The organism is Citrobacter sp. Awk 2 (genome assembly GCF_028069815.1).
Taxonomy (GTDB): Bacteria; Pseudomonadota; Gammaproteobacteria; order Enterobacterales; family Enterobacteriaceae; genus Citrobacter.
In genome coordinates this window covers 52592-76395 of record NZ_JANEWL010000010.1, presented here as the reverse complement: position 1 = coordinate 76395, position 23804 = coordinate 52592, and the positions used below count along the sequence as shown (strand labels likewise).

Genomic DNA, 23804 nt, shown 5'->3' with positions numbered 1-23804 from the left:
TTTTTATGCTCTAAAGGATTTAATTTAGTCGCTTCTTCAAGATGTTCAGGCGCAAAGTGTGCATATCGCATCGTCATTTTGATATCGGAATGTCCTAGTATCTCTTTTAGAACCAGTATATTTCCACCGTTCATCATAAAATGACTGGCGAAAGTATGACGTAATACATGAGAAAGCTGGCCGTCTGGTAGATTTAGTTCAGCACGTTCTACTGCTTTACGAAAGGCAGAGTAACAGGATTTAAAGTACCTCCCTGGCTTCTCAGGTTTAGGAAGGGAATCATAAAAAGATTTACTAATCGGTACTGTCCTGTTTCGGTTACCTTTGGTTTTGAAAAAACTGACCTTTAAGTTTCTGATTTGTTTGGTTGTCACAGATTCAGCTTCATCCCAGCGCGCTCCTGTTACTAGGCAAAAACAAGCCACCCAGTAAGTACTATCATTTCGACTTTTCAAGCATTCATCTAATAGACGTGTAATCTCGTCATTTTCGAGGTATGCAAGTTCGGCTTCCTCTGATTTGAAAGGACGAACGTTAATTAGTGGGTTTTCAAGTTTCCAGTGCCCAAGGCGCTTAAGCTCATTAAACACCGCGCGGAAATACGCAAGCTCAAGATTCATTGTCCTAGGGGATACCTGCTTGACGCGATCTGAGCGGTATATTTCACCGGATAGGCGCTTTTTCCGATAAAGCGAAAACATTGTGGCATCAAATTCATGTGCCAGCGGATCACCCATGCTTTGACACGCAAATTCCATTGCGCCTTTGCGCTTTTCGCCATCGTCTAGCGTCACACCATGTTCATCGAACCACTGGCTTACTAGGTCGCGTAGCTTTCTCCGATCTTCTTTTCCGTCTAGCCAGGGTTTTACATGGACGTTTTCCATAATGTGATTTTGGTAGGCTAGTGCCTCACCTTTGGTGGAGAACGTCTTGCGGATGCGTTTGCTGGCTTTCCCCTGGGGCTTTCCTTCTGGGTAAAAATCCAGTAGCCATTTTCCAGTTTCTTGTTTTCTTATACTCATTTAATCAAATTTTTTGTTAAATGCCTTTTTTATTTTTTCTTGGATTTCTCTTAATTCTGGCAGTGCAACACCTATTTTTGTTGGAGAGTATCTTCGGTCGTCCGTGCATGCTTGACGAAGCTCGGAAAACAGATCTGGTGTAAGAGTCTGTGAACTATCTAGCTTATTAATCGTATCAGATAGAAATTTAATGTTTTGAATGAGCCCAATAAACTTATGATATGAAACTGTTTTTTTATGCTCATCTAGCTCAACTGTTACTAGTTGAATCATCTCGTTATAGATGTCATCTAGATTCTTGTACAGCGCATCTATCAGGCGATTTAATTCAGTATTCTTTGAGTTTTTGAACGTATTTCGTCCCGATAGATACGAGGACATATTCCAGCCGATTATTGTCACTATTAGTGACGCGAAAGGCAGAAATTTTAAAACCTTGTCAACAGTTGTAATAGTTTCAGGCACCATATTAATTTACCGATAAGGCCTCATCTATGTATTTTTTTACTTCAACAATTATTGACGGATCGTCGTTGCATATCAGATTTTCCTTGAGTTTCTTGACCTTAGTTTTGTCAACGCCGTGGCGAACTAACCCACCGAAAGCTTCTTCAAGGAAAGATGAACCATAGCCGTAAACACCATCAAAGTTTACAGTAACCTCACTATCTTGCTTAAGCGCAGGTATGAGTATGTTGTCTCTAAATTCTTCCCCACTAAAATCCCCCAAGCGGATGTAACGTGGTCCTGGATACTTAGAGAAATCTTTAACATTTATGATAATCATTTGTTTATTCCTTGGGTTGGTAGGTCAATACTGCACTCAACGATGGTTCCCTTTATAGATTGTTTATGATCGAACCAAGTTTCAGGGTTTGCTTTGCCCCTGTTAGTGTAGAAGTATGACCCCTTGTTTGAATAGATGGCCAGTTTAGCATTTGGAATTTTTTCGATGACAGACTGTAAATCTGGTCCACCCTTGCCTCTGTAGTCCAGTTTGGTTGCTGATTTTTTCAACTGCAAAGATGCTCGAATGAAATCTGAGTCACTGGATAACGCGTGGCCAATGTAATCCACAATATTGGAGAAAAATGTTTTACTTTGGGTCTTGGGTAATGTTTTTGAGATTCCCAATCCGAGATCACAAACTAAAGTGATTAATCGGCCGTTCATAATTGTTGCGAAACACCACCATTTTGTTTCAGGTTGTGGCGATGAATACAAATCAGGTCGATACGCATGCTCTACAGAGTTTGACATGGCTTCAACCAAGGGGCGGTAAAGGGCTTTATGATCTTGCCCTGTACTTAAAGTAATTTTTTCAAGAAGTTCCCCCACCTTAGCACTGGCAACTTGGGCACCTCTGGTCGCTTCCCAGCAATCTACTGTTGGAAGTTGGCGCATTTCTCGTTTTTGCAAACCGAGTGCCGAATAAATGCCAATCCAATTCATTACACTATCCACAACCGGATAGCGGTTGTTATCTCTATTATTCAAACGAGTTGCAGGTGGCCTAGTGATCGTGAATTTCGTATAAGGAGACTCTGAACGTAATCTTTCTAGATTAGCAAGAAGCCACAACCCACCTGAGGAAGTGATGATTCTAGTTTCACGGAAGCATAAATGTACTTGGGCAACTTTATGAATAGTTCCCTTGCGGGCATGTTTCTTGATTTCTTCAACAAATCCCACCATTAGGTCATGATGTTGGAGTTTAGATAAATCAAGACATACGGGTGCAATAATTTTATGAGCATGATTTATGAATTTTCGCCCATTCCTTGATATTTTTGTGGCCTTATTACGGTTGAATCTAAAAATGTGATTCTTCATACCACGTTTCAAAGCAGCTCTTAGGTATGCAGGGCTTTTATTTTTCTCCAGTAGCTTCACAAATAGCTCCCAATTACGAAGATAAACAAGTCATTATTACTTTCCCTAAAACATCTATGCTTTCCAAATCACAATCAAAAGCCATTCCAACACCGCTAACTCGCACTTTTCTTACGGGGATACGGGTTAGCGTTCTGACACTCACTTTTCCTTCAATGTTAACTAGCCATTCTCCATCGAAAACTTCAGCAAATTTTTGGTCCAGAATGTATTGCGCTTTTTCATCTTGGACACAAATTGGGGATGTAGGGAGTGGTGAGCCTGCGCGAAAGAGGACCTTGTCGAACATGACAAAGCCGGAGTCATAAAGCTGCCCATCTACAATTTTTTTGCGGGGAAACTTAAGGATATCAAGCTCTTCATCATCAAATTTTTTGCCGCTTCCAGTAGCAAGCCATTCTAAGTTAACGCCGGTTTCAGCCATGCACTTAACCATAATGTCTGCTGGTAATCCGCCACGTTTGTAACGAGAAGATAAGGAACTAGCTGCCATATCAAGATGCTCTGCCAGTTGCATCTTCTGAGTGAAGCCATAAGCCTCGATTATTCTGTCTAAAACTGGCGCACTGTCGGTGTCCGGATCAATTCGAAATCTTCCCATACGCGTAATTAGCACTTAGATAATATCTAAATGTGTTTGACAATTAGATAATGACTAAGTACGCTTGCTCCTGTAGTTTGCTAAATGCGAATTTTATTGAACTTTGCCGAGTTCTAACGAATTAAGGAGTTTGCCTTATGCGCCCTAACATTACAATCACCATCCCTACCCCTTACCTCCCGATTGATGAGTATTGCCGCATTACTGGTACACCTATGGGGACAGCTCGTGACATGGTGCGCGATGGCCGTCTGCCTATCCGTGGAAAAGGTGATAAGCCTCGTGCACGCGTTGAAATCAATATGGCTGCGTTAACGGTGCAAGCGTTAAACGAATGCAATATTTCGCTTAATGCGTAATCCATCGTACGGATTCGGGGAATGCGAACAATGTTTGATTACCAGACCTCTAAACATGCTCACTTTGATGCGGCTTGCCGAGCATTTGCAATTGAACACAATCTGGAAGATGTAGCCGCTGCCGTTGGTATGAGGCCGCAGATCCTACGCAACAAATTGAATCCAGCACAGCCGCACCGTTTAACCTGTGACGAGCTTTTAGCCATTACGGATTACACCGAAGATGCGCGTTTACTGGATGGGATGCTGGGGCAAATTAACTGCCTTCCATCCGTACCGGTGAACAATGCCACAGAAGGCAACATGCAGCTGTGTGCACTGAGTGCCACAGCCAGTGTGGGCGCAATTGCTGGGGAAGCCGTATCTACTGGTCATATGACCGCCGCCCGCCGTACACAAATTCTGGATCGCGCTCGCGATGCAATCCGTAGCTTATCCGTGCTGGCTTATACCGTTGAAAGCCGTATCCAGTCTGCGCCCGTTCTGGCCGCTGCGGTGGATCTGGTGACGGCTAACGCCACCGGCTTGATGTGAGGGAGCACCATGAAAGCGTTTGTTACTTACCTGAAAAAAGAATCATCAGCCATGCAACGGCCAAGCGGTTCAACGGGCTGGATAGAACTGCCGAACGGTCAGCGCTGGAACCCTGGTCACACGTATAAATTCAATGCGCATGAGTCAGTTCGAATGAAAGGTGGGGTGGTTTTATGTTTCTTGTCTACAAAAGTCCGTCGCTTGGTTGGGTGTATAGGGGGACGCTATGGCGATTAGTCAGGAACAACAAAAGCGCGGACTGGAACATTTAAAACAGATCCGCCGCAAATACTTCAGCGAAAGCAGTGAGGCCGCTGAATGGTGGGACAACCTGACACCGGAGTGGCGCGGTGTGGTGCTTCATGCCGCTGCGGTTACTTCTGGTGCCGGGACATTTAAAGCTCACTTAAGCAAGTGCTGCTGGCGTGAGCTTTATGAACGCCTGTGCTATCGGGACATGATTCTGCTGCGCCAAGGCATTTCACGGGCGCGGTTAACGTTTGATGGTTTCGGCAGTTTACGTGACAGCGATTTTTCGAAGCGCACAGCGAACCGCCCGATCAAGAAGGTTCATCCAATTTATAGCAGTAGTGGGGTGCAGATGGTAATCGCGCCTCATATCGTCCAAAAGTTGCAGCAGCAGGGGAATCACTAATGACCATTATTTCCGTCGAGGGTAAATCGTTAGGGGCTGAGTTGGCCGCGTGGGGCGTTCCACATAATTACGCCGTGGCTTTTGCAGAGAAAAGTACCAGTAAAAATGGTCGCATTGCGTTGCATCCATTCTTCTTTAATGACACTGAGCACATGACTAATCCGCGTCACTGGCTGGCAATCAATGCCGCTTTCTGGTGCTGCGTGTACCGCGAGGCCGAAAGCAAAGAAGCACAGATTGAAGCGCTGGCCGGGATCCGCGCAATTTTCTACACGGCCGGTGCGTTGGGTGTTGGCGAAATTAAAGCACTGATCCAGGAGTGGTGGCGGACAACGTACGAGCTGCACCTTATTCCTGCACCGAACCATTCCGCCGTCACTGTACAACCCGCTTTTCACTAATTAACAACCTGATTTTTTTTGGCCACAGCTTAGGTGGCCGGGGATTCTTTTGCCTTAAGGAAACCAAAATGCACATGACACGTCAGGATTTACCCGCAACAAAATCAGGCACTGACCTGCTGGCTATGCTCACCCAAGCTACGCAGGAAGGTAAAGCCGCTGCTGCTGATCTGTGTTCCACCCGTCTGGATAAGCTGGCCACCCATGCAGCCAATGAAGGTTTAAGCGCAACGGAAGTCATTGAGTTAATCCGCGAAGAAGCCGCAGCGATTTGCAGTAAAGGCGGTGCAGCATGGCAGTAAAAACTCCGCTTAAGTGGGTGGGCAGCAAAGCCCGCCTTATGCCGCAGTTGCTTCCCCATCTGCCGGAGGGTAAGCGCCTGATAGAACCTTTTGCCGGTTCCTGTGCTGTCATGATGAATACGGATTATGACGAGTATCTGATAGCTGATGTGAATCCTGATCTGGTTAATTTGTATAAGACTATGGCCTATCAGACTGATGCATTGCTCATTGAACTGGAGGCTTTATTTTCTGCCGGTTCATTAGGCGATGAAGAAAGTCGCGCTGTTTTCTATTACGCGGTGCGTGATGCCTTCAACCAGTCCGGCAAATCCTTTGGTTCTGAATCTGTGGAAGCTGCGGCGCGTTTTCTTTATCTGAACCGTCACTGCTTCAATGGCCTGTGCCGATACAATCGCCGTGGCCAGTTCAATGTCCCATTCGGTAAGTATAAAAAGCCTTATTTCCCTGCTGATGAAATCCGAGCCTTTGCTGAAAAAGCGAAACGTGCAACGTTCATTACTGCCCACTATTCAGAAACGCTTGATTTGGTAAGGGACGGGCATGACGTTGTTTATTGTGATCCTCCTTACCTGACTGATACCGACAATTTCACTGCTTACCATGAGCGCGGTTTTTCGCACATGGATCAGGGACGGCTGGCGCGTAAGCTGCGCCGCCTGACTGAACGTGGGATTAAGGTTGTCGCGTCAAACAGCGATCTGGAAATGGTGCATTACCTGTATGCAGGATTCGAAGCTGTTCGGGTAAATGCGCCACGCAGTGTGGGTGCAGCAGCTGGAAGCCAGAAAGTGGCAGCAGAGCTGATACTTAAATGGCCTTTGCCGGCAGCGCTTGAGACCAGAGCATGACGCTGGCAATAAACGAACAATGTTATACCGTTGATGCCTGGCGACGGGAAACTTTCGCGCCAGGCACACCGGCAGATGCGACCATCACAGAACGTCGCCTGTGGGCTGTTAACCCACAGGATTATGTATGGCGTTCCCAGTACCTGCATGAGATACCCGATTGGTTAGCCGGGTATTTTGGCAACCGTTACGAAAAGCTGCTGGCTGGCCGTAACGGGCGTCGTCGTGCCAATACATTCTTGCGTAAAACTATCGGTGAGAATGTATTGCCACGTCTGCGCAAAGTGGCCGCACGTTACAAGCTGGCTGCTGATGCACTTGATCTTCCTTTCGGTAAGTCGCTGGAGCGACTGCCGTCACTTGACCGCCCGGATCTCAAAAAACTGGCAGGCCAGATATCTGGCTGGATCTCCCAGTCACTTTATGGCTTCACCGATCAGTTTGTGGGCAGCACTGACGATGCCGCAGAGTTGCGCCGCCGTACGCTGGAGTCTTACCGCCATTTATGCACGAGTTCCCTGATGCTGAATAATCAGCCGCCGTACTGGGCAGAACATGAAGCTAATGACGGGCAACTGGAAACGCGTAAGGCTGAATCCGGGATTCTCCGCATGATGGCGCCTGAGTGGTGGTATCTGCGTCTTAAGCGGGCGCGTGATATGCAGCGTGAGCATATGGCCATTGCCGTGGGGCAGGTACAGAAAGCCGCCAGTGCTTATGTGTCCCGTAAAACCCTGGGTGAATGGATAGACCAGAAAAAGCGGAACCTTGAGTTCTTTAAAAAGTTTGACCTTCTGAATGATGAAGGGCTGCGTATTGCACTGGACAGCATGGTGCACCGCAGCGTTGCCAATCCGGCGATCCGTCGCTGTGAGCTAATGGTAAGAATGAGAGGATTTGAAGATATGGCCAATGAAGAAGGACTGGCTGGTGAGTTTTACACTATCACTGCGCCATCGCGATTCCATGCGGTGTACAGCAAAGGGGGCTTTGTTTCGCAATGGGAAGGATGCACGCCACAGGATACCCAGCGTTATTTATGCGGCGTCTGGCAGAAAATTCGTGCAGCGCTGTCGCGTAAAGATTTGCGTTGTTTCGGGTTCCGCGTTGTTGAGCCGCATCACGATGGCACACCGCACTGGCATCTTCTGCTGTTTATGCGTCCGGAAGATGCGAAAGTGATTCGTCGAGTTATCCACACATACGCTTGCCAGGAAGATGCACACGAGTTGCGCAGCTATTCAGCAAGAAAAGCCCGCTTCTGTTTTAAAGCTATCGACCCGCAGAAAGGCAGCGCTACTGGCTATATCGCTAAATACATCTCAAAGAATATAGATGGTTATGCGATGGATGGTGAAAAGGATGAGAAGACAGGCGAGGACATTAAAGAAATGGCCAAATCTGTTACCGCATGGGCTTCCCGCTGGCGTATTCGCCAGTTTCAACAAATCGGTGGTGCGCCGGTAACTGTCTGGCGTGAATTGCGCCGCCTGCGTAACCAACAACTGCCCAATCCCAAAATGGATGCTGTGTTGGCCGCTGCGGATGTGGGGTGCTGGGCGTCATACACTCAGGCGCAGGGGGGCGCACTGGTTTCCCGAAGTGATCTGGTTGTTCGTCTGGCTTATGAAATCACAGAGCAGGGCAATGAATACGCAGAGGACGTGCAGCGCGTTCAGGGTGTCTATTCTCCATTGGTTCCAGATTCAGCGGTATGTACGCGCCTGGTGAAGTGGCAGAAGGTAGCGAAGTTGGCCGAAGCGCCAGCGGAGGCTGGTTTTTCTGGCGGCAACGCCGCCCCTTGGAGTTCTGTCAATAACTGTACGGAGGGTGGAACCCGCAGACGGTTAAAACTGGAATTGCGCAGCCGGGGTTTTGATGGTTCTGACGATGAAATAGCCATTCTCATGCGGGGTAGTGGTTTGAGATTTGGCCAGGTGGCATTGATTTACCGTAATGGCCGGTTGCAAGAGACACGAAGCGAGCCAATGCACGAGCTGTGGCCGGGGTGGTTGTAGCGGTATAAATCTGTGTAACACGTTCATTTGTCAGTAGATGGCAGGAAAATACATTTCACAATTTGTGCTTTACGGTGTACTGTATGTATATACAGTAATATATTGTTTGTGGGGGCTAAATGGATCTTTTGGAAGCGTCGGCACAGCTGGAGCGCATTGAGTTATTGGCCAAAATTGCCCATGTGTACGAAAGTAACCAGAGAGAAAAAACAATCGCTTTGGCCTGGATTGGTGAGATTGCTGGAGAAATGCGGGAGATGGTCAGAACAGAAGCTAAAAACCCCCTGGAAGGGGGCTTATCAGGCGGCGGGAGTCGCTTTCAGTAGGTCTAATGCCATTTGACGCTGATCGGGTGAAAGTGCATTCAGTATTTTCTGCACCATCGCATCACCCGTTTTCGCGCTGGGGCTGAGAGTGTGGGAGAACGTCAGATTCATCACAAACGTATGGCCACACTCAACATCTGAACAGGCGCAGTAAATATCCGCAATCTGCCGGTGCTTCCGGTTTGTTTTACGAATAACAGCCTTTGAGCCGCATTCCGGGCATTCGATTTTCAGAACTCGCATATTCCATGCTCCAGCTGTTAAATGATGCCTGGATTTTAGCCTTTTTCGCCTCATGCCGCATCCTTATCCGTTGATTCTGTGTAACTTAAATCAAAGTTAAGGTGCAGGCGTTCTGGTATTTCGGGATCGTTGTTCACGGCAGTCATAAACCGGCGCTGAATAGGCGCTATCTCGCTTTTCTTGTAAATCCTTTCCGCCTTTTCAACATCCCCCAGACCAGCGGTGTTCTGCGGGACAATTCCGGCCAGCCCTGCCGGAAAGCGGTGCGCGTTGAGAATGTCCTGCGCACTGATGTTTTTGATGTTGGCAAATTCATCTTTTGCAGAGATATCACCCATTTCAATGAACTTGATCGCGTCCCCATCTCCGCCAGGAATGTTCACCAGAATAGTGGAGAAGTTGCCAATACCTTTGCTGTCACGCAGCTGCTGTTCAATTTCTTCTTCCATTTCATCCGTCATGCTGGGATCGCGTGTATAGAGAATGCCGCCAGTATGAGCGCCGTTGTGGTAGTAGCGGCGGCGGAAAATCACGGCTTCACTGTTAAGCAATGCCGAGTGTACGCCACCGATATAGTCTGGCAGCCCGTAGATATGCTGCTGCGGGTCGTACATCTTGATAAAAATGATATCTTCCTGCGGCCATACCTGCGGTTCACCATCCTGCAACACCACATAATCGCCGGGCTGATCTGTTGCGTTATCCCTGACTTTACGGCGGCGAATATACAGGCCGGGTAAAGGTTCCAGGGCAATCACATCCCCCCATCCGTTGCGGATTTTGCCAATCGCAATATCCCCGAAGGTTGTATAGTCAAACGCTGCGGCTTCCAGCTGGTCGTAAGTCAGGCCACCGCCCAGATAATCAGACACAATCATATTTTTCCGGGCGTGGATGATGCCACCGTGCTGACCGTTCAGGTTGATGAGCTGTGCCAGTGCCAGCCGGTCAATCGGCTGGGTAAAGTGATCGGCGGCATTGTCGTACCAGATGTCGCGGTAATCCGTGCCGGTGGTCAGCACGGGTTCTGGTTTGCCGAATGTGATGATGCTCATTTTTTTGGACTTATCGCCGCGCAGGTTGCGCTTAACGAAGCGGTTTTTTTTACTCATGCAGCCTCTTTCCTTACACCCCAGCGGGATTTCGGTTTGTTTTCGTAGTTGAGTGGTTCGTTATGCAGGGCGTGGGTGATGGCCCAGAACGCCTCCGCGTGGCCAGTGTCCTGGCTGCGGTCAGCGACAAATGTCATAGCGTTACCGCTTTGCGTGGTGGTGCGGCGTACAGCCATAAAGCTGGCAGGGATCTCTTTCAGGTTCTTGTCCCATTCAATACGCTGACTTTCCACCACGTCCGCCGCTTTCAGTACCAGCTGATTTTTCGTGTTCATGTCGTAACGAATGGCGACGGCCACGCGCATGGCAAAATGCTGGATGTTGTCAAAAACACCCTGGCCAATACCGGTAACGTCCACTCCCAGATAGGTGAAATTGTATTTTTTAAACAGGAGTTCGATCTGCCTGGCCTGATAGCGGAAGTTCATGCCCTTCCAGTTAATGACCTTCAGAACGCGGAATTTCTCTGCGGCGTACATCGGCGGGGCAATAATCACAAAACACGACAAATCGCCGCTACGTGCCGGGTCAAAGCCTCCCCATACTGGCCTGTCACCAAATGGCCGCGCAGCGTCCGGGTTGTGATCCTGCCAGGTGTCCACCTCCACACCGCAGGCTTCCAGGTCAGAAAAGCTGAATACGGAATCCTTGCTGTCCACGAACACGCACATATAGAGCATGTTGAAGGTGGCGGTGTTATAGCGGTTGCGCAGCTTCTCGATGTTGGCCAGGTTGAAGCCGCCCGCAATGGCATCCTCCATCGTGATGACATAGCGCCACTGACCATCCGGGCAAAGCCGTCCGCCGTTGCGCATTTCATCAAAGGACGGGAACTGGGCGGCCGCGCGTTTTTTGCTGCCCTGTTTCCATTCCTCACCCGTCCAGAACGGGTAAGCCTGGTGTGTTTTGGCCGATGGCGTTGAAAAGTAGGTGGTGCGCCATTTGTCATGGGTGGCCATTGCGCTGGCCACTTCGTTAAGTCTGGCGAAGTTAGGCACCCAGAAATATTCGTCACAGTACAGGTGGCCACTGTAGGACTGTGCTGTGTTTTTGTTGGTTGAGAGAAAACGCAGTTCAGCGCCATTGCTGAGGCGGATCGGGTTGCCGGTCAGCGTGATGCCAAAATACTGCTCTGCAATGTTGACGATGTAAGACCGGAAGTATTCTGCCTGGACTTTGGAGGCTGACAGGAAGATTTGCGGATCGCCTGTCATGACCGCGTTTTCAAAGGCTTCAAATGCAAAGTACCAGGTGGCACCGATCTGGCGGCTTTTCAGGATATTCCTGACCTGCTGGCCAATATTCCTGCGCAAGTGTTTCTGGTATTCAAAAAGATGTTCTTCCGCCCAGGTGTCAAAATCCGCCTGGGTCAGAGATGAAATATCGTTTTTTCTGTTTTTGCGCTTGGGGCGCGGTTCATCGCTGTTGCTGTCCCGCGCAGCTGCCTGACCATTACTCTGGCCGCTGGCCATTTTTTCTTTATGCTTATTGCTTTGAGCACGCAGCTTTGTGGCATGGGCAATCAGCATGTCCATTTCTTTCAGGTCGAGATCGGTTTTATTATCGCGGCTGGCCAGCAGCTGGTAGCGGCGTTCGATTGCCTCCTCTGTACTTTCAAAGCTGAGTAAATCCGCCCAGCTGTATTTCTCAGCCCAGTAGTAAACGATCCGCGCATTCGGCAGATTTAATTCTGATGCAATTTCTTTTGGCGTATAGCGGCGCAAATAAAGTGCGCGGACAACGCCTTTTAGTTCTTCTGAGTATTTAGCCATGCGGATAATTATGCCGTGGCTGTTATGAAAAAACGGTGGTGTTAATTCGCGTCTGTTCGGTAATACGTGATAACCGAACTGTTCAGAATAAAGCGTGATGCGGTGGTGGTTTTATTTGGCAATAATTGATTTGCAGCGTCGGTGAATAAATCAGGGGGGATATGTCGCATTTAAAAACTGACTGGCTGTGTGTTGCTACCGAAGGGGATACCGTTGACGGCAGGGATATTAAACGCCAGTGGATTATCGATATGGGGGAAACCTATGACTATAACCACTATGTCGCTTTAATCTGGCCAGAACACGAGGATGATTGCGGTAATTTTGGGGAGGTACTGGAAGCCACCTGGCATGATGGTGAGGACGGACTGGCGCGGCTTTACGTCAGCCTTTGCCCGAATATGCGATTAATATTCGCCAACCATGAAGATCAGCTCCTGTTCTTCTCGATTGAACCGGAAGAAAACTGGCGCGGTAGTGGGCGTACATACCTCAAGGGGCTGGCGGTTACAGATACTCCCGCCAGTGTTGGCACCACACGGCTGCGCTTTAGTAGTCGGCGCAAAAAATTATCTAAGCAGGGATATTACAGTTGTGTGATTTCCCGTGATGGAAAAATTAAACAGGAAATACGAATGAAGAACTGGCAAAAATTGTTTGGTATTAAACCGAAGTTTGAAGATGAAACGCCGCCTGATGATACCGCGCAGGGTGATGATAAGTTACAGGCGCTGGCCAACGCGGTAAACGAACTGGAAGGCCGTGTAGCCAAAATTGAAAATCAGCTCAATGATGTTCAGGGTGATGTGGATACCATTGCGGAAGTGGTCGATACCGAAGAATTTGCGGCTATTCGTGATAATGCAAAGGATATCGTTAAACGTTTTAACGATCTGGGTAATAAATCCACCCGTACACCGGGGCGTAAGATTTCAGAAAAAGCGGGTAAATTTAATTTCCTGTAATACGTTCTGACGTTAATTAGTACAAAACATTTTTATTATCGCTTAATCGCGAGGGAGTTTTATGCACCTTAATAACCGTGCACGGGATTTACTGGATAAATATTCGAGTGGTATGGCGCAGCAGTTTGGCGCACGTGATACCAGTCGTTATTTTTCCCTGAATGACCCGCAGGAAAATGCGCTGCGTCTGGCGCTGCTGGAGTCCGTGGAGTTCCTGAACATGATTACCTGTCTGGACGTTGACCAACTGAGTGGCCAGGTGATTTCTGTCGGTTCCTCAGTGCTGCATACCGGCCGCAGTGAAAATGGCCGCTTTGTTCGTCAGGTTGGCGTGGACGGCAATGACTACTCACTGGTTGAAACGGACAGCTGCGCCGCACTGCGCTGGGATCTGCTTTCGGTCTGGGCAAATGCCGGTAAGGACGAAAACGAGTTTTACAACCTGGTTCAGGCGTTTACCACACAGGCTTTTGCGCTGGATATGCTGCGTATTGGTTTTAACGGTAAGAGTCGCGCAAAAACGACGAATCCAACGGATAACCCGAACGGCGAAGATGTCAACATCGGCTGGCATGAGCGTATGAAAACGCTGCTGGGTGGTAATCAGATTATGACCGATCCGGTCGTGCTGGATGAAGCCGGGGATTACAAATCACTGGATGCAATGGCTTCAGACCTGATTAACGCCAAGATCCCGGCACAGTTCCGCAATGACCCGCGTCTGGTGGTTCTGGTCGGTGCTGATCTGGTTGCTGCTGAACAATACCGACTGTATCAGGCCGCAGATCGCCCGACTGAAAAAATCGCGGCGCAGATGCTGGGCAGCACCATTGCTGGCCGTCCTGCTGTTATCCCGCCGTTTATGCCGGGTAAACGTATGGTCGTCACGCCGCTTTCTAATCTGCATATCTACACCCAGCGCAACACCCGCATGCGTAAGGCGGAATTTGTTGAAGACCGTAAGCAGTTCGAAAACAAATACCTGCGTAATGAAGGCTATGCGGTTGAAGTGCCGGAGCTGTATGCGGCCATTGATGAATCCGCCGTGACCATCGGCAAGGTTTCCGAACCAGCAGAGGGCTGATAAATGGCACTTTCTCCCGCGCAGCGTCACAGCCAGCGCATTGCGATGGAACAAAAGCTGAAACGCAGCCAGGCACTGGAAACCACGGAAAGCATGCATCTGCTGATTAAGGCGCTGGAAGCGGATGTGGAACATTGCCGTAACCTGCCGACAATCGCGGATCGTGTTGAGTTTAAGCGGGATGTGTTGCTGCCGCGCTGGACACCGACTGTGGAAGCGTATCTGGAAAGCGGGCAGGTGTACGCCAACCCGGTATTTGCCTGGTGTGTTATCTGGCTGTTTGACGTGGGCGATCTGGATAAGGCGCTGGACTGGGCTGACATTGCAATCAGCCAGCAGCAGGCAACCCCGGATCGGTTGCGCAGTAATTTTCCCACGTTCGTGGCCGATACGATGCTGGCCTGGGCGCAGGAAACATCAGGGCGCGGGGAAAGTGTTGAACCGTATTTCTCCCGCACATTTGAGCGTGTCGCCAGTACCTGGCGGCTGCATGAACAGGTCACGGCCAAGTGGTTCAAGTTTGCCGGGCTGGAGCTGCTGCGCGGCGAAGATGGCCAGACAACGGCAGCGAGTGTGGATGATATCGAAACGCTGGAGAAAGCCGATCGGTTGCTGGCCACCGCAGAAAAATACTATTTAAAAATCAGCGTCAAAACGGCACGGCAGACGATTGCCGCCCGTATCCGAAAACTGACGCAGGGGTAAAGACTACCGCAAGCCAGGCGGACGCGGTGGAGGGCAGAACACTCCGTGTGTCACTGTGCCGTGGAAACCGGTCAGTCCGCCTTTTTCGGGGGAATTATGTTTAGCGGAAAACCGCTGGATTATCAGGATGAACCGCTGACGAATAACGGGTTCTGGCCGGATCTGAATCTGAAGGACTTTCAGGCGCAGCGGTCACTGCCAGCCGATATCGACGCGGACACCATCAGTCAGGCGCTGCTGGCCGCAGTCGCGGAGGTGAATGCCGAGCTGGAAAACGTGGAGGCCAGCTGGAAAGCAAAAGGCCACACGCTGGCGGCAGATGTTCCGGGTGTCAGCATGGGAGGGATTAACAGCCTGTGTGCCCAGTACATGAAAGCGGTATTTGCCAGGGCGAAAGCGGATTTACTGGGGGAGTTCGCCACTGTCGGGCGACGTGAAACCCATCCGGGGCAGGAGAGTATGGAAACCCGCGCCGGGTTACTGGCTGAGGCTTCAGTAGTTATCCGTCGCATGAAGGGGCTTAAACGGGCAACGGTGAAAAAAGTATGAGCCAGACACAGCTTGAGAGCCTGACCGCATTTTTTCAGCAAAACGTGCCGCCGCGCGCCATGCAGTCATTTGACAGTGTGCTGGATGAAATGAAGTTCATCCCCGCCGCGAAGGATTACGGGCTGGGACAGTACCGCCAGGCGGTGATTCGCTATGACGCGGTAATCAGCTGGCAGCGTTTCCCGTACCGCCTGTGTCCGCCACAGTTGCTTATGTCGCTGCTGGCCGCGTGGCTGGATGAGGCTGACAGGGAATTACTGGATGAAGTCGGCCTGACTGAAGCTGAACCGGACTGGGATGTGTCAGTGGAGGATGAGGAAACCGCCACCATTGTGCTGACGGTACCAATGGCGGAAGAACTTGTGATCAGGGAGGACGAAAACGGGGCGATCCCGTGGCAGGGGAAACGTTGGTCGCTGGTTAACCCTGAAGTTTGGATAGCGATCACCGCCAATATTTATGGCGTGGATGAAACCGGTGCGCCGGTAGGTGGTAACGAATGATTGCCGGTGGCGAGCTGAATCAAAAACAGCTGGCAGAGTTGCGTAAATCACTGGCCAGCATGGAGCTGCCACCCAAAAAGCGCCAGCGTCTTATCTGGAGGCTGGCCAAATATGGCGTGATTGCCGCCGCAAAACGGCATGTCCGCAATCAGGAAGCACCGGATGGCCAGAAGTGGCCGGGGCGTAAAACGAAGCGCAAAGGGAAGATGCTGCGGAACCTGCCAAAACTGCTGCATATCCGCGAAATGCCAGAGATTCAGGCGGTGCGGATTTATTTGCAGGGGGGAGGCTACCGGAACGGGGAAACGCCGGTACCGGCCGGGACAGTCGGGTATGCGCAACAAAACGGGATGCGTGTCAGTGTCAGCCGTCGCAGCCAGCCACGGAAGGCGGAGACCGGAAAAATGGCCACGCCGGCCCAGGCCAAAAAACTGCGGGCGCTGGGGTACCGGGTGCGCACCGGTAAACGCTGGAAAAAGCCCACGCTGGGCGAGTTAACCCAAACGATGCCATACAGCCGAGCGGGGCTACTGATTCGAAAACTCAGCGGTAAGGCGGTCAAAACCAGCTGGACAGTGGATCTTCCTGCCCGTGTTTTTCTGGGCATGAGTGACGATGAATTTGATAACGCGCTGGCGCGTCAGCTTCAGGCCATCGGCTTTGGCTGGGATGTTAAGGCGCAGGATATTAAGGGGAAAGCATGACCTGGCCAAACGTGACCGTAAACCAGGTAAACCAGCTGCTGGGTGAAACCAATGAAGTGGAACGCACGCTGCTGTTTATCGGTACGGGTACCAAAAATGTGGGGAAAACGCTGGCGGTGAATGCCCAGAGTGATTTTGATGCACTGCTGGGCGAAGGGGAAAGCCCGCTGAAAAGCGATGTTCTGGCGGCACTGGCAAATGCCGGTCAGAACTGGTGGGCATTTATTCATGTGCTGCCCGCAGATGCTGAGGACGATGCCTGGGTGAAAGCGGTTCTGGCCGCGCAGGTGGTGTGTTCGGTGGAAGGGGTGGTGCTGTCCAGTGATGTGACGGCCAAAACCCAGGTAAATCAGGCGGCGACGTTACGATCCACGCTGATTTCCAAATATGGGCGCTGGGTGTGGTTCATCCTGGCTGTGCAGGGAATGCAGGACGAAGAAGCCCAGGCGGATTACCTGACCCGTGTGTCTGCCATTCAGGACGGTATTGCAGAGAAGGCGGTGCAGCTGGTCCCGCGTTTGTGGGGAGATGAGCCGGGTGTGCTGGCTGGCCGTCTGTGCAGTCGTGCCGTGACTATCGCAGACAGTCCTGCCCGAGTGAAAACCGGGGCACTGCTGAATCTGGGTAGTGATGAAATGCCGGTTGATGGTACCGGGGCGGTACTGGAGCTGGCCACGCTTAAGGCACTGGAAGCACAGCGCTTTAGTGTGCCGATGTGGTACCCGGATTATGACGGTTTTTACTGGGCTGACGGGCGAACGCTGGATGTGGAAGGCGGCGATTACCAGTCGATTGAAACCCTGCGTGTTGCCGATAAAGCAGCGCGTCGTGTACGTCTGCTGGCTATCAGTAAAATTGCGGATCGTTCACTGAACAGCACACCGGGCAGTATTGCTGCACACCAGACTCTGTTTGCACGTCCACTGCGTGAAATGTCCACGGCGGCCAGTATCAATGGCGTGTCATTTCCGGGGGAAGTGAAGCCGCCGCAGGAGGGTGATGTAACCATTGTCTGGAAGAACAAAAAGACGGTGGATATTTATCTGGTGGTACGCACCTGGGAAGTTCCGCTGCAAATCACCATCAGTCTGTTACTGGATGCCAGTCTGGAGGGCGCTGCATGAGTAAACGTATTTCGGGTATGTCGTTTGATACCTATCTTGACGGCGATCTGATCCACATCGAGAAAATCACACTCGATATCACGGATAACAGCGCCGCCGCCCAGACCCGTGGTGTGCCGGATGGCCATGTTGATGGCGATGTGGCCGCAGAGGGAGAAATTGAAGTCAGTTCCAAAGTGCTGGGTGTACTGACGGCCAAAGCCCGTGCCGCAGGTTCGTGGCGTGGTATTCCGCCGCTGGATTTTCTTTTTTATGCCAAAGCGGGCAACGAAGAAATGAAAGTGGAATCGTTCGGCAACAAACTCCAGTTAAGTAATCTGCTGGATATCGATCCAAAGGGTGGCGGTGTGGCAACGCACAAAATCAAATACTTCGTGACCAGTCCGAAGTTCGTCAACATCAACGGCGTACCGTATCTGGAATCGGAAGCCACGGAAAACCTGATCGGATAAGGAAGCCGGAATGCAGGAACATGAAAAGAGCCTTTATTCACTGCTGATTATGGGGGCGCTAATTGCTGTTGCGAAGGTGCTGGCCAGTGATGATCCCATTACACCGCGCCTGTTTATCAGCCGTGTGATTCTGGGCAGTTTTGTTTCAGTCATCGCTGGTGCGGCGCTGATTCAAATCCCGGAGGCCAGCCCGCTGGCTATTCAGGGGCTGGGGGCTGCGCTGGGTATTGCCGGTTATCAGGCTGTTGAAATGTGGCTGCGCAGACGTGCAGCGGGAAAGAAGAACGGGAGCGTGACAAATGACCCTGAGTGAAAAGCAGCAACTGTTTACCGTCATGGTGGCCAACCTGATCCACTGGGCGGAAGAACATGGCTACCGGCTGACGTTTGGTGAAGCGTACCGCACCCCGGAACAGGCGGCGCTGAACGCGAAGAAGGGCAGCGGTATTTCGAACAGTCTGCACACCCAGCGTCTGGCCGTGGATTTTAATCTGTTTGTGAATGGTCAGTACCAGACCCGTACAGAAGACTATCTGCCGCTGGGTGAATACTGGGAATCGTTGGGCGGAAGCTGGGGCGGGCGCTTCAAATCCAGACCGGATGGTAATCATTTCAGCCTGGAACATAACGGGGTGCGCTGATGAGTCACGCGCAGTGGCTGGTTGTGGTGGCGCTGGCGTTTGTCTGGGGCTGGCTGACTGCTGACTGGCGGCGCGACAGCCTGGAGCTGGCAATCAACACGGCGGCGCAGGTGGCTGGTAATGAATCGCGAAAGGTTATGCAGGGCATTGCCAGTGATTCTGCCAGGGCGCTGGAAGATAAACTGGAGGCGCTAAGAAATGCGCAACCGCGAGAGATCCGCACGGAAGTGCTTAAGCCGGTTTTTACTAACAGGTGCCTGTCTGATGAGTTTGTCAGCATGTACAACAGCGCCGTCGCCGGTACCGAACGTGCGTTATCAGGAAAACCTGAAAACACGATGCGCCACGCAGCTGCCGCGCCTGAACGGGGCAACAGGTAAAGATGCAGCGGAACTGCTGACTGTTTACCTTGAAATATATGGCCAGTGTGCGGCGCGTCATAATCAGTTAGTTGATGAAATTAATTTAAGAGAGCGTGTTATTTATGGAACAAATTAAAATGAGTGTTTGTGGTGCAGATATTGTTTTTGAACCTAATCAGACTGCTTACAATAAACTGATTAATGAAATGGCAATGGATAATAAAGTTGCACCTGCAAATAATTATCTGATGCGTATTGTTACCCCGGAAACGAAAGAAGCACTGATTGACGTATTAAAACGTCCGGGTGCAGCGTTGCAACTGGTCAGTAAAGTTAATGATATTTACGCGCCGGAACTGGAGATTGAAGTAAAAAACTGACAAAGCGAGTCCATGATATTGAACGAAATGGACTCGAACAGTATTTAATTCTCCGTCGTCATTATTTGCCACATGGTCAGGATTCCGTTGACGATATTGCCGCCGCTATATGGCTGGATAACCGTCACTGGGAATATACGGGAATAGCCGTGGCTAATGGCGTGGCTAAAGCATTTAAAGGCACTGAATGAAACAGTTAGATTTTACATTAAGCCTGATTGATAAATTGTCCCGCCCGTTAAAACAGGCGCAGGGCAATGTCACGGGCTTTGCTGAGAAATCAAAAGAAGCCTTTATGCAGATTGGTGGCGGCGTTCTGGGGCTGGCGGGTACAGGTATGGCCATTAAAGGTGCGCTGATGCCCGCCATTGAAATGTATGACGCGCTGAATGATGCGGCTGCAAAAGGGGTTGATGACTCTGCGCTTAAAGCCGTCCAGCGTGATGCGCTGCGCTTCAGTACCACCTATGGTGCCAGCGCGGTGGAGTTCGTCCAGTCCACGGAAAGTATAAATGCTTCCATTGCCGGGCTGACCGGGAATGAGTTGCCGAAAGTGACGAAAGTCGCCAATACCCTGGCGTTTGCGCTCAAATCCACCGCCGCGGAAACCGCTGAGTTTATGGGGCAGATGTTCGGTAACTTTTCCGCTGATGCCAACCGGCTGGGTAAGGTTGAGTTTGCTGAACAGCTGGCCGGAAAAATGGTGTACATGCGAAAAACCTTTGGCACGGAAATGGCCGTTATCAAGGATTTGATGGAAGGGGCGCGTGGCGTGGGTACCAACTACGGAGTGGGGCTGGATGAACAACTGGCCGTGCTGGGACAGCTTCAGCGGACACTGGGCACGGAAGCCAGCAGCGCTTATGAAGGCTTCATGACCGGAGCCATTGAGGGCGGTAAAAAGCTGGGGCTGTCCTTCACGGATTCCACTGGCAAAATGCTGTCCATGCCCGAAATGCTGATCAAGTTACAGGGCAAGTATGGCAAAAGCCTGGAAGGGAATCTGAAAGCCCAGGCTGAACTGGATGCGGCATTTGGTGACAGTTCGGCGGTGGTAAAACACCTGTACGGTAATGTGGCGTTGCTTCAGCGCAATATCACGGAACTGGGCGGTGCGGATGGCCTGAAGCGCACACAGGAAATGGCGCAGAAAATGGTGAAGCCGTGGGATCGTTTTGTCGCAATCCTGAAGGCTATCCAGACCGTAATCGGCCTGACGCTGATCCCGGTGTTGTATCCGGTGCTGAACCGCCTGGCCGATATGGGGCAGACCTTTGCCCGCTGGATGCAGCTGTTTCCCAACATTGCGCGTGTTGTCGGGTATGCGGCAATGGCCTTGCTCAGCTTTGCGGCTGTGGGTGCTGTCGCCAATATTGTGATGGGTGCCTCTAAATTCATCATGATGGGGTTGCGCGGGATCTGGGGGGCGCTGACGGCCGTCACGAAAATTTACACCGCCACTGTCTGGCTGGGAAACATTGCCGTTGTTGCCTGGAATGCCACGCTGAAATTTCTGCGCGGTACGTTGCTGGCGGTTCGTATGGCGGCAATGATGGCCGGGATAGGTATCAATCTGATGAGTTGGCCGATCCTGCTGGTGATTGGTGCCGTTGCCTTGCTTGCTGCCGGTTGCTGGCTGTTGATTAAACACTGGGACACAGTTAAGAACGCGGTCATGGATACCGCAGCATTTCAGGCATGCGCCAGGGTAGTGGAATGGCTGGCTGGAGTGTTTGCTTCAGCCTGGCAGTTTATCAGCGAAGGATGGAACAGTTTTATTTCCATGCTGACTGGGTTTTCTCCTTCACAGGCATTAAGCGGTCTGGCCACGGGTATTGTCTCGTTGTTTGATAATGTCTGGCTGTCCGTTAAAAACGGTTTTCTGAAGTCGTGGAACTGGATTGTTGAGAAACTGAATAAAATCCCAGGTGTGGATATATCAATGGCCAGTACAACTTCACCCCCATTAACTGGAAATACGTTATCAACGGGTGGGGAGCTAAAAGGAATTGATAAGGGCGGGATAAATAAAACAATCAGTAGCAATTCTAAATCAGTCACTGATAACAGTAAAAAAATAGGGGAGGTTCATTTTCATACCAAAGAAGCGATGTCCCCTGGTCAGTTAATGGAATGGCAGGAGCTAAATGCGTGAATGAACCACTTTATATAGATTTGCTGATCCTGAAGGGTGATTTTGTTCTGAATACCGGATATGAACCTGAACTGTGTAATAACCGTAAAAGTATCGGGCAGGACATTATTCACGCCATTATTGAGAGCGGACTGGCAACGGAACTGATTGCTGAACGCAGCCCAACAATGCGGGCGGATATTTTTACCCGTATGGAATTATTGATTGAAGATGATGAACGGATTATTCCGGGAACAGTAGAAATCAGTGAGGAAAGCCAGAAACGTTTATGGATAACTGCCAGCACCTATGACTTTGGCGGCATTTCTGCGCAGGTGGATTTATGACAGAAAAACCGCAGGTTGATTTTGAGGACGTCGTGAAGGCCAGCGGGATGCCGGTGACAGAATCTGAAGTGCGGGATCGCTTTAATGCGATTGCGGCTGAGGAAGGCATGATCACTAACACATCCCGCATGTCACCGTTCTGGCGGTTAATTACGGCCATTGTGACTGCACCGGTGATGTGGCTGAAAGAGGTTCTGGTGTCCACGGTACTGGCCAATATGTTTGTGGCCACGGCCAGTGGGAGCATGTTGCGTCTGCTGGCCTGGGCGGTAAACGTCACGGCAAAGCCCGCCAGTGCTGCACAGGGGGTGATCAGGTTCTTTAAAGAAGATGCCAGAGCGGTGGTGACGGTGAAGGCCGGAACGGTTATCCAGACTGAACGCATAAACGGCCGGGTGTATGAGCTGTCGACCACTGAAGATGTGGTGATCCCCTCAGGTACAACCAGCGCGTTGCTGCCGGTAAAAGCAACTGGCACAGGCGGCGCATACAACCTTGCGCCGGGTTATTACCGCATTCTGCCGGTGGCCGTTGATGGCATCAGCCATGTGGTCAGTGAGGAAAACTGGCTGACGGTACCAGGGGCTGATGAGGAAAGTGATGATGAACTGCGGGAACGCTGCCGGAATCAGTTCAATCTGGTAGGCAATTACCACACGGATGCGGTTTACCGTTCAATGATTGCCGGTGTTGTCGGGCTGAGTATTGACCGGATTTTCTTTGAGCACGACGCGCCGAGGGGACCCGGTACCGCAAACGCGTATTTGTTGCTGGACAGTGGGGTAGCCTCCGCGCCGTTTGTGAATGCGGTGAATGATTACATCAACACGCAGGGGCATCACGGCCACGGCGACGATATGCAGTGTTACGCCATGCCGGAAACCCTTCACGATCTGGCCGTGACGGTATACGTCAGAAATCTGGCCAACCTGACAGGCGATGAACAGCACAGCCTGAAAAACGGGATTGAAAACCTGATCCGTTGTGCTTTTCGTGAGAATGCGGATTTTGACGTCAGAAAGACGTGGCCATATTCGCGTTTCTCATTTTCCCAGCTGGGGCGCGAGATCCATAAAACCTTTTCACAGGCGGATTCGCTGGCTTTTTCACTGGGTGACATTACCAGTGAGCTGAATGTGCCGCGTCTGAAATCACTGGTGGTGAGTCTTGAAAATGAATGAGTTCATGAAAAAGCTGGCCGGAATGGTGCTTCCCTCCTGGATGAACCAGGGGGAGTCGAAGAAGCTGCGGAATACAGCGCGGCGATTCTGGGCGGAGGTTTACGGCTGGATAACCTGGCCGATGAATCAGTTTGATCCGCTGACCTGCACACCGGCATTACTGAACCTGCTGGCTTATGACCGCGATATTACCCGTTTTGACGGGGAGTCGTTGAGCCTGTTCCGCAGGCGCGTGGCATTCGCCTTTATCAATGCGCGTGATGCCGGTTCGGTAGAGGGGTTTATCAATATCTTTGAACGGCTGGGTATTGGGTATGTGGAACTGCGGGAACGTCAGCCAGACATTGACTGGGATGTGATTCTGGTTCGTGTCACGGACAGCCAGATCGCGGACAACACGCAGTTACTTATCCAGATTATCCGCCAGTACGGGCGAACATGCCGCCGTTATCAGTTTGAAGTGATTACATCTGAAAAGGTAACCATCCGGGCGGGATGGGATCAGGGGGAATACGTGGTTTATCCGGCAACGTTAAGCGGTATGGAAACCCACAGCGCGACATTTAGCGCGGGTTTGTAAG

35 protein-coding genes are annotated in these 23804 nt (G+C 50.8%); 27 read left to right on the top strand and 8 right to left on the bottom strand.

What is annotated here, in order from left to right; all coding sequences use genetic code 11:
* The 5 genes from NNO02_RS05010 to NNO02_RS04990 all read right to left on the bottom strand — a co-directional run.
* On the bottom strand, nucleotides 1–1025 hold a 1025-nt coding region (locus NNO02_RS05010; protein ID WP_271454320.1), incomplete at its 3' end, for a phage integrase.
* The gene (locus NNO02_RS05005; protein ID WP_100280230.1) at nucleotides 1026–1493 is read right to left on the bottom strand and encodes a hypothetical protein; all 468 of its coding nucleotides are present in this window, start codon (nucleotides 1491–1493) and stop codon (nucleotides 1026–1028) included. It lies immediately after the preceding gene.
* Between the two features lies 1 nt (nucleotide 1494).
* Nucleotides 1495–1812 carry an STAS-like domain-containing protein gene (locus NNO02_RS05000; protein ID WP_100280229.1) on the bottom strand — a complete coding sequence of 106 codons (318 nt, stop codon included), beginning with the start codon at nucleotides 1810–1812 and terminating at the stop codon, nucleotides 1495–1497.
* A complete protein-coding gene (locus NNO02_RS04995; RefSeq protein ID WP_157843601.1) occupies nucleotides 1809–2918 on the bottom strand; it encodes a hypothetical protein in 1110 nt (369 codons plus the stop codon). Before NNO02_RS04995 ends, NNO02_RS05000 begins: the two co-directional genes overlap by 4 nt.
* A gap of 13 nt (nucleotides 2919–2931) precedes the next feature.
* A complete protein-coding gene (locus NNO02_RS04990; RefSeq protein WP_100280227.1) occupies nucleotides 2932–3519 on the bottom strand; it encodes a phage repressor protein CI in 588 nt (195 codons plus the stop codon).
* 137 nt (nucleotides 3520–3656) lie between these two features.
* On the opposite strand from NNO02_RS04990, the gene NNO02_RS04985 reads away from it, so the two are divergent.
* The 9 genes from NNO02_RS04985 (at nucleotide 3657) to NNO02_RS04945 (ending at nucleotide 8965) form a co-directional block, all read left to right on the top strand.
* Nucleotides 3657–3878: a regulator gene (locus NNO02_RS04985; protein ID WP_271454319.1), complete on the top strand. Its 222-nt coding sequence runs from the start codon at nucleotides 3657–3659 to the stop codon at nucleotides 3876–3878.
* 30 nt (nucleotides 3879–3908) lie between these two features.
* On the top strand, nucleotides 3909–4412 hold the full coding sequence (locus tag NNO02_RS04980) for a phage regulatory CII family protein (RefSeq protein ID WP_021293717.1): 504 nt from the start codon (nucleotides 3909–3911) through the stop codon (nucleotides 4410–4412).
* Between the two features lie 9 nt (nucleotides 4413–4421).
* Nucleotides 4422–4649, top strand: a complete 228-nt coding sequence (locus NNO02_RS04975) for a phage filamentation protein Fil family protein (RefSeq protein ID WP_271454318.1) — start codon at nucleotides 4422–4424, stop codon at nucleotides 4647–4649.
* The gene (locus NNO02_RS04970; protein ID WP_271454317.1) at nucleotides 4639–5067 is read left to right on the top strand and encodes a hypothetical protein; all 429 of its coding nucleotides are present in this window, start codon (nucleotides 4639–4641) and stop codon (nucleotides 5065–5067) included. The genes NNO02_RS04975 and NNO02_RS04970 overlap by 11 nt, the downstream gene beginning before the upstream one ends.
* Nucleotides 5067–5468, top strand: a complete 402-nt coding sequence (locus NNO02_RS04965; RefSeq protein ID WP_271454316.1) for a hypothetical protein — start codon at nucleotides 5067–5069, stop codon at nucleotides 5466–5468. The genes NNO02_RS04970 and NNO02_RS04965 overlap by 1 nt, the downstream gene beginning before the upstream one ends.
* A 68-nt stretch (nucleotides 5469–5536) precedes the next feature.
* Nucleotides 5537–5770: a DUF2732 family protein gene (locus NNO02_RS04960; protein ID WP_271454315.1), complete on the top strand. Its 234-nt coding sequence runs from the start codon at nucleotides 5537–5539 to the stop codon at nucleotides 5768–5770.
* A complete protein-coding gene (locus NNO02_RS04955) occupies nucleotides 5761–6621 on the top strand; it encodes a DNA adenine methylase (RefSeq protein ID WP_271454314.1) in 861 nt (286 codons plus the stop codon). The genes NNO02_RS04960 and NNO02_RS04955 overlap by 10 nt, the downstream gene beginning before the upstream one ends.
* Nucleotides 6618–8639, top strand: coding sequence for a replication endonuclease (locus NNO02_RS04950; protein ID WP_271454313.1), 2022 nt, complete (start codon nucleotides 6618–6620; stop codon nucleotides 8637–8639). The genes NNO02_RS04955 and NNO02_RS04950 overlap by 4 nt, the downstream gene beginning before the upstream one ends.
* Nucleotides 8640–8758: 119 nt before the next feature.
* The gene (locus NNO02_RS04945; protein WP_271441534.1) at nucleotides 8759–8965 is read left to right on the top strand and encodes a hypothetical protein; all 207 of its coding nucleotides are present in this window, start codon (nucleotides 8759–8761) and stop codon (nucleotides 8963–8965) included.
* Here the strand turns inward: NNO02_RS04945 and NNO02_RS04940 are convergent.
* The 3 genes from NNO02_RS04940 to NNO02_RS04930 are packed head-to-tail and all read right to left on the bottom strand — an operon-like array spanning nucleotide 8939 to nucleotide 12092.
* Nucleotides 8939–9262 carry an ogr/Delta-like zinc finger family protein gene (locus NNO02_RS04940; RefSeq protein WP_012602735.1) on the bottom strand — a complete coding sequence of 108 codons (324 nt, stop codon included), beginning with the start codon at nucleotides 9260–9262 and terminating at the stop codon, nucleotides 8939–8941. The genes NNO02_RS04945 and NNO02_RS04940 overlap by 27 nt on opposite strands.
* Nucleotides 9259–10320, bottom strand: coding sequence for a phage portal protein (locus NNO02_RS04935; protein ID WP_204528897.1), 1062 nt, complete (start codon nucleotides 10318–10320; stop codon nucleotides 9259–9261). Before NNO02_RS04935 ends, NNO02_RS04940 begins: the two co-directional genes overlap by 4 nt.
* Nucleotides 10317–12092: a terminase large subunit domain-containing protein gene (locus NNO02_RS04930; protein ID WP_003838038.1), complete on the bottom strand. Its 1776-nt coding sequence runs from the start codon at nucleotides 12090–12092 to the stop codon at nucleotides 10317–10319. The genes NNO02_RS04935 and NNO02_RS04930 overlap by 4 nt, the downstream gene beginning before the upstream one ends.
* Nucleotides 12093–12253: 161 nt before the next feature.
* Here NNO02_RS04930 and NNO02_RS04925 point away from each other — a divergent pair, with 161 nt between their 5' ends.
* The 18 genes from NNO02_RS04925 (at nucleotide 12254) to NNO02_RS04845 (ending at nucleotide 23803) form a co-directional block, all read left to right on the top strand.
* Nucleotides 12254–13057 (top strand): GPO family capsid scaffolding protein, encoded by an 804-nt coding sequence (locus NNO02_RS04925; RefSeq protein WP_001738719.1) that lies wholly within the window; start codon nucleotides 12254–12256, stop codon nucleotides 13055–13057.
* 61 nt (nucleotides 13058–13118) lie between these two features.
* Nucleotides 13119–14141 carry a phage major capsid protein, P2 family gene (locus NNO02_RS04920; RefSeq protein WP_003838043.1) on the top strand — a complete coding sequence of 341 codons (1023 nt, stop codon included), beginning with the start codon at nucleotides 13119–13121 and terminating at the stop codon, nucleotides 14139–14141.
* 3 nt (nucleotides 14142–14144) lie between these two features.
* Entirely contained in the window at nucleotides 14145–14846 is a 702-nt protein-coding gene (gpM, locus tag NNO02_RS04915; protein WP_271441535.1) for a phage terminase small subunit, read from the top strand.
* A gap of 96 nt (nucleotides 14847–14942) precedes the next feature.
* Entirely contained in the window at nucleotides 14943–15395 is a 453-nt protein-coding gene (locus tag NNO02_RS04910) for a head completion/stabilization protein (RefSeq protein ID WP_271441536.1), read from the top strand.
* Nucleotides 15392–15898, top strand: a complete 507-nt coding sequence (locus tag NNO02_RS04905; protein ID WP_021293728.1) for a phage tail protein — start codon at nucleotides 15392–15394, stop codon at nucleotides 15896–15898. Before NNO02_RS04910 ends, NNO02_RS04905 begins: the two co-directional genes overlap by 4 nt.
* The gene (locus NNO02_RS04900) at nucleotides 15895–16602 is read left to right on the top strand and encodes a hypothetical protein (RefSeq protein WP_271441537.1); all 708 of its coding nucleotides are present in this window, start codon (nucleotides 15895–15897) and stop codon (nucleotides 16600–16602) included. Before NNO02_RS04905 ends, NNO02_RS04900 begins: the two co-directional genes overlap by 4 nt.
* Nucleotides 16599–17726: a DUF2586 domain-containing protein gene (locus NNO02_RS04895; RefSeq protein ID WP_271441538.1), complete on the top strand. Its 1128-nt coding sequence runs from the start codon at nucleotides 16599–16601 to the stop codon at nucleotides 17724–17726. The genes NNO02_RS04900 and NNO02_RS04895 overlap by 4 nt, the downstream gene beginning before the upstream one ends.
* Complete coding sequence (locus tag NNO02_RS04890) at nucleotides 17723–18178, top strand: phage protein (RefSeq protein ID WP_271441539.1); 456 nt, start codon at nucleotides 17723–17725, stop codon at nucleotides 18176–18178. The genes NNO02_RS04895 and NNO02_RS04890 overlap by 4 nt, the downstream gene beginning before the upstream one ends.
* 10 nt (nucleotides 18179–18188) lie before the next feature.
* Complete coding sequence (locus NNO02_RS04885) at nucleotides 18189–18491, top strand: phage holin family protein (protein WP_001155240.1); 303 nt, start codon at nucleotides 18189–18191, stop codon at nucleotides 18489–18491.
* The gene (locus tag NNO02_RS04880) at nucleotides 18478–18819 is read left to right on the top strand and encodes a M15 family metallopeptidase (protein ID WP_200103719.1); all 342 of its coding nucleotides are present in this window, start codon (nucleotides 18478–18480) and stop codon (nucleotides 18817–18819) included. The genes NNO02_RS04885 and NNO02_RS04880 overlap by 14 nt, the downstream gene beginning before the upstream one ends.
* The gene (locus tag NNO02_RS04875; RefSeq protein WP_048225929.1) at nucleotides 18819–19199 is read left to right on the top strand and encodes a hypothetical protein; all 381 of its coding nucleotides are present in this window, start codon (nucleotides 18819–18821) and stop codon (nucleotides 19197–19199) included. Before NNO02_RS04880 ends, NNO02_RS04875 begins: the two co-directional genes overlap by 1 nt.
* A complete protein-coding gene (locus tag NNO02_RS04870) occupies nucleotides 19129–19317 on the top strand; it encodes a hypothetical protein (protein ID WP_024137079.1) in 189 nt (62 codons plus the stop codon). The genes NNO02_RS04875 and NNO02_RS04870 overlap by 71 nt, the downstream gene beginning before the upstream one ends.
* Entirely contained in the window at nucleotides 19304–19561 is a 258-nt protein-coding gene (locus NNO02_RS04865; RefSeq protein ID WP_271441540.1) for a putative phage tail assembly chaperone, read from the top strand. The genes NNO02_RS04870 and NNO02_RS04865 overlap by 14 nt, the downstream gene beginning before the upstream one ends.
* Nucleotides 19558–19752: a DUF6890 family protein gene (locus NNO02_RS23825; RefSeq protein ID WP_371321192.1), complete on the top strand. Its 195-nt coding sequence runs from the start codon at nucleotides 19558–19560 to the stop codon at nucleotides 19750–19752. The genes NNO02_RS04865 and NNO02_RS23825 overlap by 4 nt, the downstream gene beginning before the upstream one ends.
* On the top strand, nucleotides 19749–21716 hold the full coding sequence (locus tag NNO02_RS04860) for a phage tail tape measure protein (RefSeq protein ID WP_271441541.1): 1968 nt from the start codon (nucleotides 19749–19751) through the stop codon (nucleotides 21714–21716). The genes NNO02_RS23825 and NNO02_RS04860 overlap by 4 nt, the downstream gene beginning before the upstream one ends.
* A complete protein-coding gene (locus tag NNO02_RS04855) occupies nucleotides 21713–22042 on the top strand; it encodes a DUF2590 family protein (RefSeq protein ID WP_024232403.1) in 330 nt (109 codons plus the stop codon). Before NNO02_RS04860 ends, NNO02_RS04855 begins: the two co-directional genes overlap by 4 nt.
* Nucleotides 22039–23223: a baseplate J/gp47 family protein gene (locus NNO02_RS04850; RefSeq protein WP_271441542.1), complete on the top strand. Its 1185-nt coding sequence runs from the start codon at nucleotides 22039–22041 to the stop codon at nucleotides 23221–23223. Before NNO02_RS04855 ends, NNO02_RS04850 begins: the two co-directional genes overlap by 4 nt.
* The gene (locus NNO02_RS04845) at nucleotides 23216–23803 is read left to right on the top strand and encodes a phage tail protein (protein WP_271441543.1); all 588 of its coding nucleotides are present in this window, start codon (nucleotides 23216–23218) and stop codon (nucleotides 23801–23803) included. Before NNO02_RS04850 ends, NNO02_RS04845 begins: the two co-directional genes overlap by 8 nt.
* Nucleotide 23804: the final 1 nt, after the last annotated feature.